The organism is Brachybacterium sp. AOP3-A1-3 (assembly GCF_052378285.1).
Taxonomy (GTDB): domain Bacteria; phylum Actinomycetota; class Actinomycetes; order Actinomycetales; family Dermabacteraceae; genus Brachybacterium.
Genome location: NZ_JBQSXM010000002.1, coordinates 172,042 through 191,209, shown reverse-complemented (window position 1 = coordinate 191,209; position 19,168 = coordinate 172,042). Strand labels below are relative to the sequence as shown.

At 70.2% G+C, this 19,168-nt stretch carries 18 protein-coding genes; 8 read left to right on the top strand and 10 right to left on the bottom strand.

All coding sequences use genetic code 11. The annotated features are described in order from the left end of the window. The 4 genes from ACT3T5_RS03665 to ACT3T5_RS03650 are packed head-to-tail and all read right to left on the bottom strand — an operon-like array spanning nt 1 to nt 5,471. Nucleotides 1–1,704 (bottom strand): ABC transporter ATP-binding protein, encoded by a 1,704-nt coding sequence (locus ACT3T5_RS03665; RefSeq protein ID WP_444577577.1) that lies wholly within the window; start codon nt 1,702–1,704, stop codon nt 1–3. Beyond that, on the bottom strand, nt 1,701–2,735 hold the full coding sequence (locus tag ACT3T5_RS03660) for an ABC transporter permease (protein WP_444577579.1): 1,035 nt from the start codon (nt 2,733–2,735) through the stop codon (nt 1,701–1,703). The genes ACT3T5_RS03665 and ACT3T5_RS03660 overlap by 4 nt, the downstream gene beginning before the upstream one ends. 1 nt (nt 2,736) lies before the next feature. Beyond that, nucleotides 2,737–3,831, bottom strand: coding sequence for an ABC transporter permease (locus ACT3T5_RS03655; RefSeq protein ID WP_444577580.1), 1,095 nt, complete (start codon nt 3,829–3,831; stop codon nt 2,737–2,739). Further along, entirely contained in the window at nt 3,828–5,471 is a 1,644-nt protein-coding gene (locus ACT3T5_RS03650) for an ABC transporter substrate-binding protein (RefSeq protein ID WP_444577581.1), read from the bottom strand. Before ACT3T5_RS03650 ends, ACT3T5_RS03655 begins: the two co-directional genes overlap by 4 nt. Before the next feature lie 275 nt (nt 5,472–5,746). Here ACT3T5_RS03650 and ACT3T5_RS03645 point away from each other — a divergent pair, with 275 nt between their 5' ends. Further along, nucleotides 5,747–6,712: an SMP-30/gluconolactonase/LRE family protein gene (locus ACT3T5_RS03645; RefSeq protein ID WP_444593643.1), complete on the top strand. Its 966-nt coding sequence runs from the start codon at nt 5,747–5,749 to the stop codon at nt 6,710–6,712. Nucleotides 6,713–6,740: 28 nt separating this feature from the next. Further along, nucleotides 6,741–7,559, top strand: coding sequence for a hypothetical protein (locus ACT3T5_RS03640; RefSeq protein WP_444577584.1), 819 nt, complete (start codon nt 6,741–6,743; stop codon nt 7,557–7,559). Nucleotides 7,560–7,638: 79 nt separating this feature from the next. Here the strand turns inward: ACT3T5_RS03640 and ACT3T5_RS03635 are convergent, their stop codons facing one another. From ACT3T5_RS03635 to ACT3T5_RS03620, 4 genes are all read right to left on the bottom strand, one after another. Continuing rightward, entirely contained in the window at nt 7,639–8,403 is a 765-nt protein-coding gene (locus tag ACT3T5_RS03635) for a hypothetical protein (RefSeq protein ID WP_444593642.1), read from the bottom strand. 84 nt (nt 8,404–8,487) lie between these two features. Beyond that, a complete protein-coding gene (locus ACT3T5_RS03630) occupies nt 8,488–9,447 on the bottom strand; it encodes a squalene cyclase (protein ID WP_444577587.1) in 960 nt (319 codons plus the stop codon). Nucleotides 9,448–9,525: 78 nt separating this feature from the next. Next, the gene (locus ACT3T5_RS03625; RefSeq protein WP_444593641.1) at nt 9,526–9,900 is read right to left on the bottom strand and encodes a DoxX family protein; all 375 of its coding nucleotides are present in this window, start codon (nt 9,898–9,900) and stop codon (nt 9,526–9,528) included. Between the two features lie 189 nt (nt 9,901–10,089). Continuing rightward, complete coding sequence (locus ACT3T5_RS03620; RefSeq protein ID WP_444593640.1) at nt 10,090–11,100, bottom strand: NYN domain-containing protein; 1,011 nt, start codon at nt 11,098–11,100, stop codon at nt 10,090–10,092. 776 nt (nt 11,101–11,876) lie between these two features. On the opposite strand from ACT3T5_RS03620, the gene ACT3T5_RS03615 reads away from it, so the two are divergent. Then, on the top strand, nt 11,877–13,502 hold the full coding sequence (locus ACT3T5_RS03615; protein WP_444577591.1) for an HNH endonuclease signature motif containing protein: 1,626 nt from the start codon (nt 11,877–11,879) through the stop codon (nt 13,500–13,502). A 12-nt stretch (nt 13,503–13,514) separates the two neighbouring features. On the opposite strand, the gene ACT3T5_RS03610 is transcribed toward ACT3T5_RS03615, so the two are convergent. Both ACT3T5_RS03610 and ACT3T5_RS03605 read right to left on the bottom strand, forming a co-directional pair. Beyond that, nucleotides 13,515–13,871 (bottom strand): cupin domain-containing protein, encoded by a 357-nt coding sequence (locus ACT3T5_RS03610; RefSeq protein WP_444577593.1) that lies wholly within the window; start codon nt 13,869–13,871, stop codon nt 13,515–13,517. 48 nt (nt 13,872–13,919) lie between these two features. Further along, nucleotides 13,920–14,876, bottom strand: a complete 957-nt coding sequence (locus tag ACT3T5_RS03605; protein WP_444577595.1) for a LysR family transcriptional regulator — start codon at nt 14,874–14,876, stop codon at nt 13,920–13,922. Nucleotides 14,877–14,947: 71 nt separating this feature from the next. Here ACT3T5_RS03605 and ACT3T5_RS03600 point away from each other — a divergent pair, with 71 nt between their 5' ends. Genes ACT3T5_RS03600 through ACT3T5_RS03580 form a run of 5 tightly spaced genes read left to right on the top strand, consistent with a single transcriptional unit; the run spans nt 14,948 to nt 19,157 of the window. Continuing rightward, nucleotides 14,948–16,039, top strand: a complete 1,092-nt coding sequence (locus ACT3T5_RS03600; RefSeq protein ID WP_444593639.1) for a YeiH family protein — start codon at nt 14,948–14,950, stop codon at nt 16,037–16,039. A 41-nt stretch (nt 16,040–16,080) separates the two neighbouring features. After that, nucleotides 16,081–16,503, top strand: coding sequence for a TOBE domain-containing protein (locus ACT3T5_RS03595; protein ID WP_444577599.1), 423 nt, complete (start codon nt 16,081–16,083; stop codon nt 16,501–16,503). After that, a complete protein-coding gene (gene modA, locus ACT3T5_RS03590) occupies nt 16,500–17,357 on the top strand; it encodes a molybdate ABC transporter substrate-binding protein (protein ID WP_444593638.1) in 858 nt (285 codons plus the stop codon). The genes ACT3T5_RS03595 and modA overlap by 4 nt, the downstream gene beginning before the upstream one ends. Nucleotide 17,358: 1 nt before the next feature. Next, nucleotides 17,359–18,129: an ABC transporter permease gene (locus ACT3T5_RS03585; protein WP_444593637.1), complete on the top strand. Its 771-nt coding sequence runs from the start codon at nt 17,359–17,361 to the stop codon at nt 18,127–18,129. Continuing rightward, entirely contained in the window at nt 18,126–19,157 is a 1,032-nt protein-coding gene (locus ACT3T5_RS03580) for a sulfate/molybdate ABC transporter ATP-binding protein (RefSeq protein ID WP_444577605.1), read from the top strand. The genes ACT3T5_RS03585 and ACT3T5_RS03580 overlap by 4 nt, the downstream gene beginning before the upstream one ends. Nucleotides 19,158–19,168: the final 11 nt, after the last annotated feature.

Genomic DNA, 19,168 nt, shown 5'->3' with positions numbered 1-19,168 from the left:
TCAGCCCGTCGCGCCGGCGCCCCACTCGCGCTGGAACGCCTCGCGTCGTGTCGCCTGCTCCACGGGGTCGGGCACCGGGAGCGAGGCGATCAGTTTGCGGGTGTACTCGTGCTGCGGGCGCTGCAGCACATCGGGCCCGTGGCCGTCCTCGACCAGCTCGCCGCGCAGAAGCACGCCGATCCGATGGGCGAGGGAATCGACCACAGCCAGGTCGTGGCTGATGAACAGCGCTGCGAAGCCCAGGCGGGCCTGCAGCTCCCGGAACAGCTCGAGCACGGTGGCCTGCACGGAGACGTCCAGGGCGCTGGTCGGCTCGTCGGCGATCAGCAGCTCCGGCTCGAGCACGAGCGCTCGGGCCAGGGAGATGCGCTGGCGCTGGCCTCCGGAGAGCTCGTGCGGGTACCGGGTCGCGTACGCCGCCGGCAGCTCGACGGATTCCAGCAGGGTCCGCACCTGCCGGGAACGGTCCTCCGCGGACTGCCGGGGCTCGTGGACGATCAGCGGCTCGGCGATGCATTCCTCGATCGTCAGGTGCGGGTTGAACGAGGTCGCCGGATCCTGGAACACGAAGCCGATGCGCCGGCGCACGGGCTTGAAGTCCTTCTCCCGCACCCCGTTCATCTCGTGCCCGAGCACCTGGAGGCTGCCTCCGGTGGCGCGTTCGAGACCCGCGATGGTGCGGCCGATGGTGGTCTTGCCGGAGCCCGACTCCCCCACCAGCCCGTACACCTCACCGGCGCGGATCTGGAAGTCCACGCCCTTGACGGCGCGGAACGGGGCCCGGCCCAGCCTGCCGGGGTATTCGATGACGAGGTCCTTCGCGACCACCACGGGGGCGGCGTCCTCGATCACCTGCTGCTGCTCGCGGCTCAGCGCCGTCCAGGCGGAGTTCCGTCCCAGGTGCGGGACCGCGGCCAGCAGCTTGCGGGTGTACTCCTCGCGCGGGCTGGCGAACAGCTCCTTCACCCCGGCCCGTTCGATGATGGAGCCGCGATACATGACCGCCACGGAATCGGCGAGGTCGGCGACCACGCCCATGTTGTGCGTGATGATGATGACCGAGGTGCCGAAGCGGTCGCGCACATCGCGCAGGAGCTCCAGGATCTCCGCCTGCACGGTCACGTCGAGCGCGGTGGTGGGCTCGTCGGCGACGATCAGCTCGGCGCCGAGCGCGAGCGCCATGGCGATCATGATGCGCTGCTTCTGGCCGCCGGAGAACTCGTGCGGGTAACGGTCGATGCGCTCGGCCGGATCGGGGATCCCCACCGACTCGAGCGCCGCGATCGCCTCGGCGCGGATCTCCTTGCGGGTGATCTTCGGCCGGTGCGCCTTCAGGCCCTCCCCGAGCTGCCACCAGATGGGGAACACCGGGTTCATGGCGCTCGAGGGCTCCTGGAAGATCATCGAGACGTCCTCGCCCCGCAGCGCCCGCAGGCGCTTCCCGCTCAGCCCCACCACGTCGGTCCCGGAGACGAGGATCGCCCCGGAGTCCTCCGCGGTCTCGGGCAGCAGCCCGAGGATGGAACGGGCGGTCACGGACTTGCCGGAGCCTGACTCGCCGACGATCGCGAGGATCTCCCCCGGCGCGACGCTCACGCTCACGCCGTCGACCGCGTGGACGTCGCCGCCGTCGGTCGCGAAATGGATGTCGAGGTCGGTGATCTCGAGCCGGGGAGTGCTCTGCGTGCCGTTCATGCCGGTCATGCCGTCACCTTCTTCCGCTGCGCGCGCGAGCGCTTCCTGCGGGTGCGCAGTCGCGGGTCGTTGAGATCGTTGATGGATTCGCCCACCAGGGTCACGCCGAGCACGGCGGCCACGATCGCGAGGCCCGGGAAGAGGCCGGTCCACCAGATCCCGCTGGTCGCATCGCTCATGGCCCGGTTGAGGTCGTAGCCCCATTCGGAGGCGCTGGTCGGCTCGATGCCGAAGCCCAGGAAGCCGAGGGCGGCCAGGGTGAGGATCGCCTCGGAGGAGTTGAGGGTGAAGATCAGCGGCAGGGTGCGGGTGGAGTTGCGCAGCAGGTGGGTGCCCATGATGCGGCGGTGCCCGGTGCCGATGACCTTGGCGGCCTCGACGAACGGTTCGGCCTTCAGCCGTACCACCTCCGCACGGATCACCCGGAAGTACTGCGGCACGAACACGACGGTGATGGAGATCGCCGCGGCCATGATGCCGCCCCAGGCGCCGGACTGGCCGCCGGAGATCACGATCGACATGACGATCGCGAGCAGCAGCGAGGGGAAGGCGTAGATCGCGTCGGCCAGCATCACCAGCACACGATCCAGCCAGCCGCCCACGTAGCCGGACAGCAGCCCCAGCGCGACCCCCAGGAACAGGGACGCGATGACGGCGCACACCATCACGGCGACCGCGGTGCGGGTCCCCCAGATCACGCGGGAGAGCACGTCGAAGCCGGTCACCGTGGTGCCCAGCAGGTGCTGGGCCGACGGGGGCTGCTGACCGCCGAACTTCACACCGTCGGCCCCGGTGGCGGCGAAGCCGTAGGGGGCGAGCAACGGGGCGAACAGGGCCGTCAGCAGCAGGCCGACGACGAGCACGATACCGGTGATGAGCATTCCCCGCTGGAGGCCGACGCTGCGACGCAGATGGCTGACCACGGGAAGTCGGAGGTACCAGGGCGAGCGGGCCGTGGCCGCGACGGTCGCCGATTCCACCGCGAGGTCCGCGTCGGTGCCGCCGCCCTCTCCGGGCGGAACAGGGTTCGAGAGCGTCATGTCAGTACCTCACTCGGGGGTCGATGAGGGCGGCGACCACGTCGACCACGAAGTTGGACAGCGCGACGATGACCGCGAGCATCATGACGATGCCCTGCACCGCCACGTAGTCGCGGGCCTTCATGTACTCGGCGAGCATGTAGCCCAGTCCGTTCCACTCGAAGGTGGTCTCGGTGAGCACCGCGCCGCCCAGCATCATCGCGATCTGCATGCCCATCACGGTGACGATCGGGATCAGAGCGGGACGCAGGGCGTGGCGCGTGGTGAGCCGGGACTCGGAGACCCCGCGGGAGCGGGCGGAGTCGATGTACTGCATCTCCAGGGTTCCGATCATGTTCGTGCGCACCAGGCGCAGGAAGATCCCGCCGGTGAGCACGCCGAGCGCGATCGCCGGCAGCACCGCATGTGACGCCACATCGATCAGCGCGTCCACCCGGCCCAGCCGGAGCGCGTCGAGCAGGTAGAACGGGCTCGGGTTCAGGATCGAGCCCATGGTCAGCTCGCCGCGGGTCGAGATCCGCCCGGCCACCGGCAGCCATCCCAGGCCCACGGAGAACACGAGCTTCAGCAGCAGGCCCACGAAGAACACGGGCGTGGCGTAGCCGAGGATCGCGACGACCCGCAGCACGGCATCGGGCCAGCGATCGCGGGTGCGCGCCGCGATCATGCCCAGCGGCACGCCGGCGACGAGCGCCACGACCACGGCGTAGACGACCAGCTCGAAGGTGGCGCCGCCATAGGTCGTGAGGATCTCGGTGACCGGGGTGCGATCCGTGTAGGACATGCCGAAGTCGCCCTGCAGCACGCCGCCGAGGTAATCGAAGTACTGCACGATCAGGGGCCGGTCGTACCCTGCCTCGGCCCGCCGCTGCGCGAGCTGGTCAGGGGTGAGGCGGCCGCCGAGGGCCGCCGTGATCGGGTCGCCGGTGATCCTCATCAGGAAGAACACGACCGTCATCAGGATGAACACGGTCGGGATGATGAGGAGGAAGCGGACCAGGATGTAGCGGCCGAGACCCCCGCCGGACCGCTTGCGCCGAGGCGCAGGCGTGCTGGCGGGGGTGTTCTCGACCTCGGTGTCGAGGCCCGTGGTCACTTGCTGAGCGGGGCGAGGCGGAACTTGAACGAGGAGTCCAGGGTGACGCCCTGGACCTCGGACGTCGACACGGCGATCTGCGCGCCCTGCAGGAGTGGCAGGGTGGAGATCTCGTCGGCGACGATGTCCTGGATCTTCACGAACAGGGCCTCGCGCTCGGCGGGGTCTGCGGTGCCGCGCTGCTGGGCGATCAGCTCGTTGACCTCGTCGTTGCTGTAGTGGTTCACCAGGAAGTTGTCGGTGAGGAAGAACGGCGTGAGGTAGTTGTCTGCGTCCGAGTAGTCGGGGAACCAGCCCAGCTGGTACGCCGGGTAGACGTCGGTGGTGCGGTCGGTGGAGTACTGCACCCACTCGGTGGACTGCAGGTCCACGACGAACAGCTCGCCCTCCTCCAGCTGCGACTTGATCGCGGCGTACTCGTCGCCCGAGGAGTTTCCGTAGTGGTCGGGGTTGTACTGCAGGCTGAGCTTGACCGGGATCTCGACGCCCGCATCCTCGAGGCGCTGCTTGGCCTTGGCGGCGTCGGGGCCGCCCTTGCCGTCGCCGTAGAGGTCCTGGAACTGGGTCCCGTTGCCGGGCAGACCCTCGGGGATGTACGAGTACAGCGGGGTGTAGGTGTCCTTGTAGACGGAGGTCGCGATGGCCTGGCGGTCGATGAGGTCCGCGGCGGCCTGGCGTACGGCCTGCGACTTCTTCGGGTCGGCGTCCTCGGTCTTCGCGCCGTAGGGCATGGTGTCGAAGTTGAACACGATGTAGCGGATCTCGCCGCCGGGGCCGTCGTGCACGGCGACGGCGTCGTCCGTCGAGAGGTCCTCGATGTCGGTGGCGGAGAGCGAGCGCCACACGCAGTCGATGTTGCCCTGCTGGATGTCGAGCTTCATGTTGTTCTGATCGGCGTAGTACGACATCGACACCTTCGCCGTGGCGGGAGCGCCGAACAGCCCCTTGTACCCCTCGAAAGCCTCGAAGGAGACCAGCTCGTTGAGCTTCCAGGTGGCGATCTGGTACGGCCCGCAGAAGGCCTTGCCGGAGACGATCTCGTCGTCGGGCAGCACCGCGTCGGCCGGGAACACGTCGGCGTCGACGATCGGGCCGGCCGGGCTGCACAGCACGTACGGGAACGTCTGGTCGCCCGGCTCCTTGAGGTGGAACTCGACGGTCAGGTCGTCGACCGCCTCGACCTTCTCGAGGTTCCCCAGCAGGCTCGACGGGCCGTTGGGGTCGGCGATCTTGAGCTGACGGTCGAAGGTGTGCTTGACGTCCTCGCTGGTGAGTTCGTTGCCGTTGGCGAAGGTGAGACCCTCCTGCAGGGTCACGGTGTAGATGTTGTCGCTCGTGAACTCGGCGGACTCGGCGAGGTCGGGCTCGGGCTTGCCGTCCTCGGAGCCGATCTTCGTGTTCATGAGGTAGCCGTAGACCTGCGTCCACACGGTCGAGGAACCGTTGTCATAGGCAGCGGCCGGGTCGAGCGCGGTGACCTTGTCGGTGGTGCCGACGGTCAGGGCGCCCTCGGCGTCACCACCGCCGCCGCTCCCGCCGCCGTCGTCCGTGGTCTTGGCGCAGGCCGACAGCAGCACGGGGATCCCCGCCAGGGACAGCAGCACTGTGCGTCGCTTGGGGGTGAGAGCGGCATCGAACATGGGTTCCTCCAGAGGGCAGGCCGGTGCACGGGTCACGGCACTGTGACGGATCGACGCGGCTCCATGTGGCGGAGCACACGCATGGTGTGGCCTGCAAGCTAACAGCGTCTCGCGCCCACCCCGCATTCCTGGACGGTTTCCGGGGGCCTGTTGCGCAATCGTGACGGAGCCGGGCACCCCGCGCCGCGATCCTGTGCCTCGCGGCGCGGGACCGACAGCACCGGACTGACGGCACGGGGCTGACGGCACACGACCTGCTGGCCTACGATCCGACCATGATGACCCCCGCACCGGTTCAGCCCTCGTCCGCCCTCCTCACCCCCGGGGCGACGCTCGAGAAGGTCGCCACCGGCGCCACCTGGGCCGAGGGCCCGGTCTGGCTGCCCCAGCGCCGGGCCGTGCGCTTCAGCGACATCCACACGAACCGGATCCTGGAGTACTCGGAGGAGACCGGTGAGCTGACCGTGTTCAGCGATGCCGCGGAGCACACCAACGGCCGCACCCTGGATCTGCGCGGCCGGGTCGTGGAGTGCTCCCACGGGCGCCGCGCCGTGCAGCGCGATGCTGCCGTCGGCCCCGGTGATGAACATTCTCCGACCACGCTCGTCGACCGGTTCGGCGCCGTCCGCCTGAACTCTCCGAACGATGTGGTCGTCGCCTCCGACGGGGCGATCTGGTTCACCGACCCGGCCTACGGCATCAAGCGGCCCGTCGAGGGGCACGCCGGCGAGGAGGAGTACGGGGATCGCTATGTGTTCCGCTTCGACGAGTCCACCGGCGCCCTCACTCCCGTGGTGATCGACGTCGAGGCACCCAACGGGCTCGCCTTCTCCCCCGACGAGACGCTGCTCTACGTCGCGGACTCCTCGCTGTCCCCGGCGGACCCCGACGCGACCGGCACGGACCGCCCGCGCGGTCACGCGATCCACGTGTACGACGTGATCGAGGGACGCCATGCGAAGAACGGTCGGAGCCTGGTCGAGGTCTCCCCCGGCCTGCCCGACGGGATCCGGGTGGACGTCGAGGGCAGGATCTGGAGCTCGAGCCTGTCCGGGGTACAGGTGTTCTCCCCCGACGGCGAGCGCCTGCTGGACCTCCCCGTCCCGGAGAAGACCGCGAACCTGTGCTTCGGCGGGGAGGACGGGAGCACGCTCTACATCGCCGCGTCGTCGAGCCTGTACCGGATCCGCACCACCGCCCGGGACGCCAGCGCCACGGCTCCCGTCCGCTCCGCCGCATGATCGCGGCGCGAACCGGAGGAGAGCCCCGATGATCGCCGTCGGCGCGAGCCCGAGCAGTCTCTTCACCCAGAAGCTCATCGGACTGAGCGCCCTGACGCTCATCTTCCTCGGCCTCGGGGTCCTGCTCGCCGTCCTCGCAGCACGCGACGGATGGTCCTGGGGCCTCCTCCTCACCGGCGGAGTCTTCGCCCTGGGCGGTCTGATCTGCCTCAGCGGCGCTCTCGGGATGATCCGCGAGCGGCGCACCGCCGGGGCCTCCTCCCGTCGGCCCCTCCAGATGGTGCCGGTGGGCCGGCCCCTGCCGGCGCCGACCACCCGGCGCGACCCGTGGGCGTGGGAGGACGTGGTGCGTGCCGTCGCCATGGCGTTCGACGACACTCCGTACCTGGTGATGGCCGATCAGGACCAGATCCGCATCTCGGCGAACCTGGCCGACGCCCGGTGGCGGCACCTGCTCACCGAGCGGAGCCTGTCGACGACGTTCGCCAGCACGCTCGTCCGCACGAAGCCGGGGACCGCCCGCCGCCTGGACGTGCTCTACGAGGTCGACGCGTCCGCGGGACCGGCCGGGCTCGGTGCGGTCGCCGCGCTCTCCTCGGGCCGCAGCTGGCACTTCTCCCGACGACAGGAATGGGCCCTGAACCGGCATGGCTTCCACAAGGTCGTCGACTACCGCTTCTCCACCCGTGACGTGAACGTGCCGCTGGACCATGCGCTGACGATGGCCGGCTGGAAGCAGACCCTGGACGCCGAGTCCAAGGGGGCGCTGGTGCTCGGGATCCTCGGACTCTCCGCGATCCCGCTGGTACCTCTCGCCTTCCTCATCAAATGGCTCGTGGAGCGCTGACGCGCTGCGTCCTCTCGCGCACGCCGCACGTCGCCCCTCTCCCGTCGCCCGTCGCCCGTCGCCCGTCAGCTGACAGTGATCAGCTGAACCCGTCGATATGCGGCATGGACGCCTCGTCCAGGAGGGTGTCGCAGCCTCGGCTCGGACTCGGCCGGCAGCCGATGTCGGTGCGGGAGAGCCCGATCTGCCGACGGATCTCCACCTGGCCGTGGCCCGTCGGCGGTTCGGAGGCGGGGACCGTCTCCTGCGTGATCACTTCGTCGGGGAAGAGATCGAACTCCAGGATCTCGCCCGTCTCGAGCGTCTCCGATCCCGGGCCGTGGACGTAGACCGTCCCGTTGTGGCCGGCCTCGGCGACCTTCCCTCCCGGCTCCTCACCGGGGTCCGTCGGGAGCGCGGTCCATGGCCCGCCCTCCCCGGCGGTGACCTCATCGCCCGTGGTGGCCTCGGTGCTCTCGAGGGTCGTGATGATCTCGTCCACCTCGGGCTGGGGGTCGGCCCAGTCGACCGCATAGGTGGTCGCCACCGAGAGATCGCAGTACTGGGCATTCGGCACCGGACCGCCCGGCGCGATGCCCGAGCAGACGATGTACCAGGTCTCCTCGATCGGCTCCCCGAGCACCGGTTCCAGGGCGGCCTGCCGCGCAGCGGCCTCCTCGCCGAACGGTCCGGCCCATTCCTCGTACCCCTGCTCCGCCTCGGTGCGGGCACGGTCCGCCGGATGCGCGATCCCTCCGCGCACGAAGACCGTCACCGCGCCGGCGATCACCAGCACGGCCACCAGTGCGGCCGCCGCCGCGACGATCAGTGCCCGGCGTGTGCCCCGCGACATCTTCTCCCCCATGGAGCTCCCCCTCGACCGTGCCTCTGTCGTCTCCCCAGCCGCTCTCGCGGTTCCCCCTGGGGTGCTTGCCGAGGCTGACTCACGTCACCCCTCGTTCCACCAGCGCAGCACCCGCAGTGCCTCCAGCGTGATCCACTTCGAGGGCTCCCCCTCGGGGACGTCGACCTCGAACCACACCTCACCGGGCAAGACCTTCTGCTGGAGCCAGGTCCCGTCGGCCTGCTGCGCCTCGCGCACCATCGCCACGGCCTCCTCCATCCGCGACTCCTTCCGGCCGGCGAGCCGGAAGTGCTCGAGAGCGCGCAGCACCGAGTAGATGTGGCGCGGCGGGTAGAGGAAGTGATCCACCCAGGGCCCGGGCATCTCCCGGGTGCGGAGGGTCCAGGCGAGGTGACGCTCCAGGAGGTACTCCTCACCGGCGTCGCGCGCGGCTCGCGTGGCTCTGCTGCCTCCGGTGGCCTGCTCATGGATCAGCAGGGCGCGCAGCACGTTGAGGGTGGAGTGGAAGCTGGAGCGTTCGGAGCCGCTCTCCCACTCGCAGTTCCAGCCCCGGTCCTCCATCTGGTGCTCGAGGAACCAGCGCGGCAGGGACTCGACGTCCGCCCCCAACCACAGTCCGTTCGCGAGCGTCATCGCGTTGATGCAGCAGTCCACCTCACCGCCCCAGTAGGGCAGCGAGTCGTCGTACTCCCAATGCGAGTTCTCCGCCAGCAGCTGCGCCGTGTTCCGCTCGATGAGCGGGGCCGGATCCATGCCCCATTCGCGCAGAGTGGTCAGGCTCCAGGTGGTCGCCGTCCACGGCTGACCGGGCAGGAGCTGGTTCTCGTGGTCCTCGAAGAATCCCTTCGGGAAGAAGGCGCCACCGGCCCATTGGCCGTCCGGATCCTGTTTCGCGAGCAGAGCGGCCCCGAAGCCCTCGTGCGGGATCCGTGCCCGGGTCGCCTCCCACTGGTCCGTCGGCGCATCGAGCAGGTCGCGTTCGACCTGCCAGCGCAGCGCGGGGTCGGAATCGAGGAGCCAAGCGATCACATCGGTGGGTGACATGCCTTGATCCTGCCTCACCGCAGCGGCTCTGACCAGGATGCACCACCGCCAGGCGTAGTCAGAGCTGGTAGTCGCCGGTCAGAGCTGGTAGGGGCCGAACCGAGACCAGGCGACGAACACGGAGAGGATCGCGAGCACGATCGAGGGCAGCGCCGCCACGAAGCCGTCACCGCGGCGGATGTGCACGAGCGCCGCGAAGACCATCGTGATCGCCAGGCCGGCCGCCGCGAAGGCCACCAGGATCGTGGCGACCCCGGTGAGCGCGGGCAGGATCAGTCCGACGGCTCCCAGGACCTCGAGCACGCCGATGCCGACGATCACGCTGTGCGGGAAGTCCTCGGCATAGGGGGTGCGTTCGATCTGTTGAGCGCGCGGGGTCAGCAGCTTCGCAAGTCCCGACCCGATGAACACGGCAGCGAGCAGGAAGGCGAGGATCCACAGGACCAGGTGCATGACGTCGTCTCCTTCGTCGGGGTCTCCAGTATCCTCCCGCACCGACGGTCCTGTCCTGCGATTACCGGTGCTGCCTCCCGATCGCGTGCAGCGGTCACCGAGGTCGCAGCGGGACGGCAGCCGGCGGGGTGCGGTGCCGATTCAGGAGGTGCTGCGGTCAGTACGAAGTGCGCTCAGTTCGAGGCGCGATCAGTACGAGGCGCGCACCAGACGCTCGTGCCCTGTCTCCTCGAGCACGGCGATGTCGGAGTTCGCCTTGAGGAAGTCCGAGAAGGAACGGAACCCGAGGGTCTTCTCGCTGAAGGACGGGTCCATGCGGCGCATGTGCGACTTCACCGCCGAGCTGTGCAACCACTCGCTGTCGCCGCGCCCGCCCAGCTGCAGGGCGCGCTGGAGCAGTCGTGTCGCCGCCTCGCGCGGGTCCTCGGAGCTCTCGATGTCGTCGTCATCGGCCGCGGCATCGGCTGCGGCGTCGGCCGCCTCCGCCGCGGCATCAGCAGCGTCCTGGGCGGCCTGTGCCGTTGCGTCGGATCCGGCGGACCCAGCGGAGCCGCCGGTGTCACTGCTTCCCCGGCCTCGACCGTTCCCGTTCCCCTGGCCGCGGCGGGTGCGCGTCCTCGTGGGCGCCTCGGGACGCTCGACGCCCGGGAGGTTGTCGTAGGCCTCGAACTCGTCGCACGCCGCGGCGAGGGACTTCGCGGTGGAGCCTGCCACTCCCATCGCGATGACGTAGCGGCCGAGGCGGCGGCAGCGCTGTGCGAGCGGGACGAAGTCCGAATCGCCGGCGACGATCACCACGTGGGTGAGGTCGGGGATGCGGAACATGTCTTCGACGGCATCCACGGCGAGCCGGATGTCGGCCCCGTTCTTCGCGTAGGCGGCGGCGGGGAACAGCTGCACGAGATCCACGGCGCGGGCGACCAGCTGCGAGCGGTACTCGGCGTTGACCGGCGAGGACCAGTCGGCATAGGCGCGGGTGAGCATGAGGGAGCCGAAGGAGGCGGCGTAGTCGATGATCGCGCCCACATCGACCGTCGCCTTCGCGAGCCGCTCGGCGATCTCGGGCTCCGTGGGGTCCTCGGCGATGCGCTGACGGTCGCGGCCATAGGCATTTCGTCCGTGCACCCGGTCGTACCAGGACATCACGATGTTGTCGAAGTCCAGGTAGACGGCGACGCGGGGATCAGAGAGTTCGGCCATGGGTCCAGTCTGCCCGGTGTGAGGACGGGTCGATACCGACTCGCCGTGGAGATCGGTGCGCGCAGTGAGGGCTGGCGCACGTCGTGGGGGCGGAGGCGGCCGACGGGCGGGAGTCGAACAGTGGGATCCCACTCCTGAGCTCCTGAGCGCCCTGATGCCTGCCCGACGCCCCACCCTGCACACCATTCCCATCCCCTCCATTCCACCCTTTCGTCCCAACCCTTCCTCCGTTCTGCGTTATCACTTCGACGACACGCCATACAGCACCACACAGACATTCTTCGTGCACGTCACGAGAATTCGGTCGAAACCGCCTGCCGCCCCGCACCCGAGGCGACGCGACAGCATGTCGAGGTTCACGAGGGCGCCGCCCCCTGCACACCGTGTCGTCGACTCCGGGAGTCGTCGCCGTGCGGGAGTGAACTGCAGCTCGTCGTGGGCTACGAGGCGGCGACTGCCTCTTCTGGCGCCGCCCCGGAGTCCGGTCCGCAGGAGATGTCAGGTCGATCCGCGGAGGCTTCGCGGAGGCTTCGCGGTGGCTTCGCGAAGGCCCCGAGGCGACCCTTCCTCCCCAGAGGCACTTTATCCACAAAGCAGCGTCACCATTTTGTGGATACCGCTGAGAAACAATGTCGAAGTTATCCACACCCCTTCTTCTGCGGCATTCTGACGACTAGGCTCAAGGTACTCGGGATCAGAGCACAGAACTCGCCACAGGACGCGGCACAGGACTGGAACGCGGCTGGTCGGCGGAGCGCGACAAGGGGGTGGAGAGCATGAGCACACAGAGGCACAGCCCACCCGTGGGCGGGGAGTCGGACGACGAAGACCGCCAGGCGGCCGACCGGGCGTTCCTCGAGTCGCTCCCACGCCGCTTGCAGATCGTCGACGCTCGCTCTCCTCTGACCCGTGACGGCCTTCCTGACCGCACGGACTGCGGAAAGGACCCGGAACTCGGCGCAGCCGCGCAGCAGGTCTGGGATGCCGAGAAGGCCAGCGCCCGCGCTCTCGCCGGCCGGTATCGCGCGCTCGCGGAGCTCTTCGACCACGAGAGGGAGGACGACGAGGACGAGGACGACGTCACGACGGCCCGCGCCGCGATCGCGCTGCGCGTCACCCACGGGGTAGCCCGGTGGGAGCTGCGCTCGGCGCATCGCGCGGCCCATCACCTGCCCCGCACGTTCACCCTGCTCGAGGGCGGAGCCTTCCCCTCCTGGTGGTTCCAGCGCATGGTGCGCGAATCGGAGGATCTCGGCGAGGAATCTCGGCGCCAGCTCGACATCGCCGTCGCCACCTGGTCCCCGGACATCCCGGTCGACCGCTTCGTCACACTGCTCGGCGCGCTGGTGGGCCTGCTCGCCCGCCGGGAGGAGGAGCCCGAGACGGCACCCCCGCCCCCACGAGAGGTCACCATCGCCCCGGATTCCCCCCGCGGGGTCGGCTCCGTCAGCGCGCGCGGCCCCATCCCGGAGATCCTGGAGTACTGGAAGCGGTTGGATGAATCGGCCCGCGCGATCCAGGCGGCACAACGGAAGGCACTTCGGGACGACACGGAGATCCCGTACGACGTGGATGACCTGGTCACCACGACGGGCCGTCCGCTCCCGCTGTCACGCCTGCGCTACGAGCTCCAACTGAACGCCACCTTCGACACCGGGGACGTCCAGATCCCCGGCCCTCGCTTCCGGCTCAACGTCACGGTGCCTGCTCTGACCCTGCTCGGCGTCTCGGATGCCCCGGGCATGGTGGACGGCACCACGCCGATCCCTCCCGAGATGGCTCGCCTGCTGGCCGGCGGGCAGGAGACCTGGTTCCGGGTGCTGACCGATCCGTGCTCCGGCGCATTCCTCCCGCTCCCGGCGGAGCGATACCAGCCCACCCAGGCGATGCGCGAACATCTGCGGCTGCGCAACGCGACGTGCGCCGTGCCCGGCTGCACCCGTCCGGTCTCCTGGGCCTCCGAGTGCGATCACCTCGAGGAGTTCGATCACGAACGGCCCGTGGACGGTGGCCGCACCGAGCTGGAGAATCTCCACCTGCTGTGCTGGCAGCACCATCAGGACAAGACCGCAGGACTGCTCGACCCCACCCGGATCCCCACCGTCGCCCGCGAACCCGGTCGGACCAGCTGGCGCATCGGCCGCAGCGGCGACCATGCCCTCGTCGCCGACGACGTCGACCTCGCCACGCGGATCGCGGTCGAGGAGCTCGAGAATGCCTGGCGAACGCACCTCTCGAGGCTCAAGCGAAGTTCGGCCGAGAAGACCGCCGAGAAGACTGCCGAGAAGTCGGGGAAGAAATCGGCCGAGAAGAAGACCCTGCCGATGCCACCGGCGGAACCACCATCGGAGCCACCGTGGAGCCGATGGCCGGAGTCTCGGACTCGCCCTCCGCCCCTCTGAGATCCGGTCAGGTCACTCGGCCGTCGCCGCGCGCCGTGTCCCGATCTGCAACGACTGGCGCTTGCGGTGCACGGTCAGATACTCCAGACCGTGTTCACCGGCACGGAAACCCCGCACGGTGCGCCGTGGCAGGAGCGCGATGTCGCCGCTGCGCAGCGGCTCCTCGCCGCCCTCCGTGACGAGAGTGCCGTCACCACGCACGACATGGATGAGGGTGTCGACCTCTGCGCCCACATGCGTCTCGATCTGATCCCCTGCGGGCAGCCGGATCAGGTTCGAGTCGAGCTCACGATCCGGTTCGGCGATGGACCATACGGCGCCGCGGTGCGGCTGGTCGGGTAGCTCGTCGGTATTGGTCAGGATCGGCATGTGCTCAGCTCCAAGAGGTCGGTGTCCCTCTCGAACGTACACGTGCGCTCAGGGGATCGGCCGCCTGGCTCCTGTCGCGACGGCGACGAGATCAGCCGCCGGTCCGGTGAGGGTGCGCGGCCCCTTCCAGACAGCGGTCAACGGACGGCGGAGCCTCGCCCCGACGACGGGAACCCGGCGCAGCTGACCGGTCTCGAGCTGTGCCCGCACAGCCAGCATGCTCAGCACCGCGGGCCCGGCGCCGGAGGCCACGGCGACCCGCACAGCGGCATTGCTGCTGAGCTCCTGCACCGGCGGAGTGCTCGCCGCCGCGGGGACCAGCTCCTCGAACGCATCGCGGGTCCCGGATCCCCCCTCACGGACCACGAGTGGAGTCGCCGCGAGTTCCTCGAGCGGCACCGGCCCCTGCACCGGCCCCGGCTCCGACCCCGGCTCTGAGCTCGCGCTGCGCGCCCCACGTCCCGCCCAGGGGTGATCCGGGGAGACGACCAGCACCAGCTCGTCCTCGCGCAAGGTGCGGGCGTGGACCCAGCGCGGCACGTGCGGGGTCTCGATGAAGCCGAGCTGCAGCTGCCCGCCGCGTATCTGCTCCAGCACCTGGGTGGAGTTCAGCACCCGCAGATCCACCCGCACGCGGGAGCTGGTGCGGCGCAGGTCGGTGAGCCACGCCGGCATGAGGTGCTCGGCGATGGTCATCGAGGCGCCGACCTGCAGGTCCAGGGTGTCGCCATCCCGGCTGTGCCGCAGCCAGGCGGCGAAGTCGTCGGCCGCTTCGAGCAGCTCGCGGGCATGGGCGGCATAGAGCAGCCCGGCCGACGTGGGCCGTGAGCCGCGCGGGTCCCGTTCCAGCAGCGGCATCCCGGCCTGCGCCTCGAGCTGACCGATCATGCGGCTCGCATTGGGCTGGTACATGCCGAGGCGACGTGCCCCCGCGCCGAGACCGCCTTCGTCGACGACGGCGACGAAGAGCGAGAGGGCCTGCAGGTTCGGGAGAGCATCGGGCATATCAGAAGGATATGCCCTGATCGACTATTGCCGTCTACCGGCCACGGACCAGCGGTGACAGGGTTCTTCCCATGCCCGAAACTGCCGCCACCCCCACAGGCGCCGACACCGCCCGTTCCGAGACCGCCCGCACCAACACCGCCGGCTCCGTTGCTGCCCGCACTGACACCGCTCCCCCGTCCCGCCGCCCCTCGCTCCTCCCGGGGCTCGCGCTGAGCCTCGGCGTGGCTGTGCTCGCACAGCTCGTGGCGCCCTTCGTCCCCGGGGTGAGCGCCCTGATCATCGCGATCATCGTGGGCATCACCCTCGCGAACACCGCGGGCCTGCCGGCGCCCGTGGTGCCCGGCACGGACTTCTCCGCGAAGAAGCTGCTCCGTGCGGGCATCGTGCTGCTGGGCCTCCAACTGGTGCTCGGCGACATCCTCGCCCTCGGCGTCCCGATGCTCCTCGTCGTGGTCTGCGTCGTCGTCGGCGGGATCTTCGGGACGATCGCACTGGGCAGGCTGCTGAAGGTCGACCCGCGCCTGACGCTGCTCATCGGCTGCGGGTTCTCGATCTGCGGCGCCGCGGCGGTCGCCGCCGCGGCCGGCGTCACCGACCCCGAGGACGAGCACGAGGAGAAGACGGTCACCGCAGTGGCGCTCGTGGTCATCTTCGGCACCCTGATGATCGCCCTGCTGCCGGCGGCGGCCACGCTCATGGGCCTGTCGGCGCGCTCCTCGGGCCTGTGGGCCGGGGCGTCGATCCACGAGATCGCCCAGGTGGTCGCGGCCGGCGGCGTGCTCGGGGGCGGCGCCCTCACTGTCGCCGTGATCGTGAAGCTCGCTCGCATCCTCATGCTCGCTCCCGTCATGGCCGTGCTCGGCGCCCGGGAACGCTCCCACGGGACGGCCGACGGGAAGCGCCCGCCCCTGGTGCCGCTGTTCGTGCTCGGATTCCTCGCGATGGTGCTGCTGCGCTCCGTCGTCCCCCTGCCCGAGGTCGTGCTGACCATCGGCGGACTGCTGCAGACCACCCTGCTCGCCGCCGCGATGTTCGCCCTCGGCACCGGCGTGAAGGTGCGCAAGCTGATCCACGTCGGCGCCCGCCCCTTCGTGCTCGCGGCACTGGCCACGTTGCTCGTCGCCGCGATCGCTCTGGGCGGCGTCCTGCTTGTCAGCTGACCCCAGCACCCATCCGCATATGCGGACGTATCATGGCGAACATGTCGCAGATACGAGTCCGTGAGGCCGCCACCTTCCTCGGTGTCAGTGATGACACCGTCCGGCGCTGGATCGAGAAGGGGTCTCTGGAGGCCGCGGCCGACGCCAGCGGGCGGACCGTCCTGGACGGGGTCGAGGTGGCGCGCATGGCCCGCGAGCTCGCCGTGACTCCGGAGCTCGCCGGCGCCACCCGCACGTCGGCCCGCAACCGCTTCGTGGGACTCGTGACGAAGGTCGTCATGGACACCGTGATGGCTCAGGTAGAGATGCAGTGCGGGCCCTTCCGCGTGGTCTCCCTGATGAGCAGCGAAGCTGTACGGGACCTCGGCCTCGAGCCGGGCTCGGTCGCGAGCGCGGTCATCAAGGCCACCCACGTCGTCATCGAGGCGGAGACGCCCGCGCCCTCCCCGGACAGCGCTCCATGAGCGCCGCCGACCGACCCCGCACCGCCGACCGACCCCGCGCCGCCGTCTCGGGCCTCGCCGCCATCGCGGCACTGGCCCTGGCGCTCGGCGCCACGGGCTGCAGCGCCGTCGGCGGCGCCGGCGGCGGGCGGACCACCACCACCCTCACGGTCTATGCCGCGGCGTCGCTCCAGGAGCCCTTCGAAGAGCTCGGCGAGCAGTTCGAGGCAGATCACGAGGGCGTGGACGTGGAGTTCAGCTTCGCCGGTTCCTCCACCCTGGTCGAACAGATCCAGCAGGGCGCTCCGGCCGACGTCTTCGCCTCGGCCGACACCTCGACCATGGACGAGCTCGTCGACGCGGGGCTCGAGGCCGCCGATCCGGTCGCCTTCACCAGCAACACGCTGATGATCGCGGTGCCGGCGGGCAACCCGGCCGGGGTCACCGACCTCGCCTCGCTCACGGAGAACGGGATCGACCTGGTCGTCTGCGCACCCGCGGTGCCGTGCGGCGCGGCCGCCGAGACCGTCGAGAGGGCCGCCGGTGTGGACCTCTCCCCCGTCAGCGAGGAGCAGTCCGTCACCGACGTGCTGAACAAGGTCTCCAGCGGCGAGGCCGATGCCGGGCTGGTCTACTTCACCGACGTGGCGAAGGCCGGGGACGAGGTCGAGGGCATCGCCTTCCCCGAGTCGGACAGCGCCGTGAACACCTATCCGATCACCACGGTGGAGGACTCCGCGCAGCCCGAGCTCGGCCAGGAGTTCGTGGACCTCGTCACCGGGGAGACCGGTCAGCAGGTGCTCGGCGAGCACGGCTTCGGCGAGCCCGGGGCCGACTCCGGCACCGGCACCGGCACCGACACGGGCAGGGACTGAGATGAGATCGCTGCCCCGCTGGGTGCTGCTCCCGGCGCTGCTCGGTGCCCTGTTCGTGCTCCTGCCGCTGGTAGCCATGGCAGCCCGCGTCCAGTGGGGCAGCTTCCTCGAGCTGATCACGAGCGAGTCCTCTCTGCAGGCATTGCGGCTCAGCCTGCAGACGTCGGCCACGAGCGCCCTGGTCTGCGTGATCCTCGGCGTGCCGATGGCGCTGCTCCTGGCCCGCACGAGCTTCCCGGGCCTGTCGCTGCTGCGCTCCCTCGTGCTCATCCCCCTGGTGCTGCCCCCGGTGGTGGGAGGCATCGCGCTGCTCTACACCTTCGGGCGGCAGGGCCTGCTCGGTCGGCAGCTCGAGGTCCTCGGGATCCAGATCGCGTTCTCCACCACGGCAGTGGTGATCGCCCAGACCTTCGTGGCGCTGCCCTTCCTCGTGATCAGCCTCGAGGGGGCGCTGCGCACCGCAGGGACCCGCTACGAGGTGGCCGCGGCCTCGCTCGGCGCGCGGCCCTCCCGGGTGCTGGCGACCATCACCCTCCCCCTGGTGCTACCCGCCCTGCTCTCGGGCACGGTGCTCTCCTTCGCACGGGCGCTGGGCGAGTTCGGCGCGACGATCACCTTCGCCGGCAGCCTCCAGGGCACCACCCGCACGCTGCCCCTGGAGATCTACCTGCAGCGCGAGAGCGACCCTCAGGCAGCGGTCGCCCTGTCCTTCGTGCTCATGATCGTCGCTGTGCTCATCATCGCGTTCGTCCGGCGGCGGGTGAGCACATGACCCTCACCCTGGAGGCGACCGTCCGCGAGCGCGGGCTCGACCTCGCCCTCGACGTCGCCGACGGCGAGACGCTCGCGCTCGTCGGCCCCAACGGCGCCGGGAAGTCGAGCGTCCTCTCCCTGATCGCCGGCACCCTGCGTCCGACCACCGGACGGATCACGCTCGAGGGCAGGCTCCTGAGCGCGAGCGGCCTGCTGGTGCCCCCGCACGATCGCGCCGTCGCCACGCTCGCGCAGGATCCGGTCCTGTTCCCCCATCTCAGCGCCTCCCGGAACATCGCCTTCGGGCTGCGGGCCCAGGGCACGCCCCGACGCCGGGCCCGGGAGGAGGCGTCCCGGTGGCTCACGGAGATCGGGCTGGGCGAGCTCGCGGACCGGCGCCCCTCCCAGCTCTCGGGCGGACAGGCGCAGCGGGTGGCGATCGCTCGCGCCCTGGCGGCGTCGCCGCGTCTGCTGCTGCTGGACGAGCCGATGGCCGCCCTGGACATCGACGTGGCCCCGGCGCTGCGCGAGCTGCTGCGGCGCGTCCTCGGCGAGCGCACCACGATCCTCGTCACCCATGACGTGCTCGACGTCGTCACCCTCGCCGATCGCGTCGCCGTGCTCGAGGGCGGGCGGCTGATCGAGAGCGGACCGACGGCGGACGTGCTCGCCCGCCCGCAGCAGCAGTTCACGGCGCGCCTGGCCGGGGTGAACCTGCTGACCGGGACCTGGGACGGCCGCACCGTCGACGGCGCCCTCGCCGGGGTGACGCACGAGCCGGTGGCGACGGGGTCGCGGGTCCGCGCCGCCGTCCGCCCGACGCACGTGGATCTGCTCGAGGACGACGCCCTCCCGCCGCCGGGAACGACGGTGCTGACCCGTCGGCTGACGGATCTGGAGCCTCGTGGGGACCTGGTGCGAGTGCGCGCCGGGGAGATCGCGGCGGATCTCACCCCGCAGCTCGTGGCGCAGCAGCGTCTGCGACCCGGGGACGAGGTGCGCCTGGGCATCCACGCGCAGGATGTCAGCATCTACCCGGTGCGCTGATCGGGAGGCGC

Bases quoted from the DNA above. Each gene is read 5' to 3' on its own strand.
- ACT3T5_RS03635 (WP_444593642.1), bottom strand. From the start codon at position 8,403: ATGGGGGAGAAGATGTCGCGGGGCACACGCCGGGCACTGATCGTCGCG.
- ACT3T5_RS03600 (WP_444593639.1), top strand. From the start codon at position 14,948: ATGCCCGAAACTGCCGCCACCCCCACAGGCGCCGACACCGCCCGTTCC.
- ACT3T5_RS03640 (WP_444577584.1), top strand. From the start codon at position 6,741: ATGATCGCCGTCGGCGCGAGCCCGAGCAGTCTCTTCACCCAGAAGCTC.
- ACT3T5_RS03595 (WP_444577599.1), top strand. From the start codon at position 16,081: ATGTCGCAGATACGAGTCCGTGAGGCCGCCACCTTCCTCGGTGTCAGT.
- modA (WP_444593638.1), top strand. From the start codon at position 16,500: ATGAGCGCCGCCGACCGACCCCGCACCGCCGACCGACCCCGCGCCGCC.
- ACT3T5_RS03610 (WP_444577593.1), bottom strand. From the start codon at position 13,871: ATGCCGATCCTGACCAATACCGACGAGCTACCCGACCAGCCGCACCGC.
- ACT3T5_RS03585 (WP_444593637.1), top strand. From the start codon at position 17,359: ATGAGATCGCTGCCCCGCTGGGTGCTGCTCCCGGCGCTGCTCGGTGCC.
- ACT3T5_RS03650 (WP_444577581.1), bottom strand. From the start codon at position 5,471: ATGTTCGATGCCGCTCTCACCCCCAAGCGACGCACAGTGCTGCTGTCC.
- ACT3T5_RS03630 (WP_444577587.1), bottom strand. From the start codon at position 9,447: ATGTCACCCACCGATGTGATCGCTTGGCTCCTCGATTCCGACCCCGCG.
- ACT3T5_RS03615 (WP_444577591.1), top strand. From the start codon at position 11,877: ATGAGCACACAGAGGCACAGCCCACCCGTGGGCGGGGAGTCGGACGAC.
- ACT3T5_RS03605 (WP_444577595.1), bottom strand. From the start codon at position 14,876: ATGCCCGATGCTCTCCCGAACCTGCAGGCCCTCTCGCTCTTCGTCGCC.
- ACT3T5_RS03665 (WP_444577577.1), bottom strand. From the start codon at position 1,704: ATGACCGGCATGAACGGCACGCAGAGCACTCCCCGGCTCGAGATCACC.
- ACT3T5_RS03620 (WP_444593640.1), bottom strand. From the start codon at position 11,100: ATGGCCGAACTCTCTGATCCCCGCGTCGCCGTCTACCTGGACTTCGAC.
- ACT3T5_RS03580 (WP_444577605.1), top strand. From the start codon at position 18,126: ATGACCCTCACCCTGGAGGCGACCGTCCGCGAGCGCGGGCTCGACCTC.
- ACT3T5_RS03625 (WP_444593641.1), bottom strand. From the start codon at position 9,900: ATGCACCTGGTCCTGTGGATCCTCGCCTTCCTGCTCGCTGCCGTGTTC.
- ACT3T5_RS03660 (WP_444577579.1), bottom strand. From the start codon at position 2,735: ATGACGCTCTCGAACCCTGTTCCGCCCGGAGAGGGCGGCGGCACCGAC.
- ACT3T5_RS03645 (WP_444593643.1), top strand. From the start codon at position 5,747: ATGATGACCCCCGCACCGGTTCAGCCCTCGTCCGCCCTCCTCACCCCC.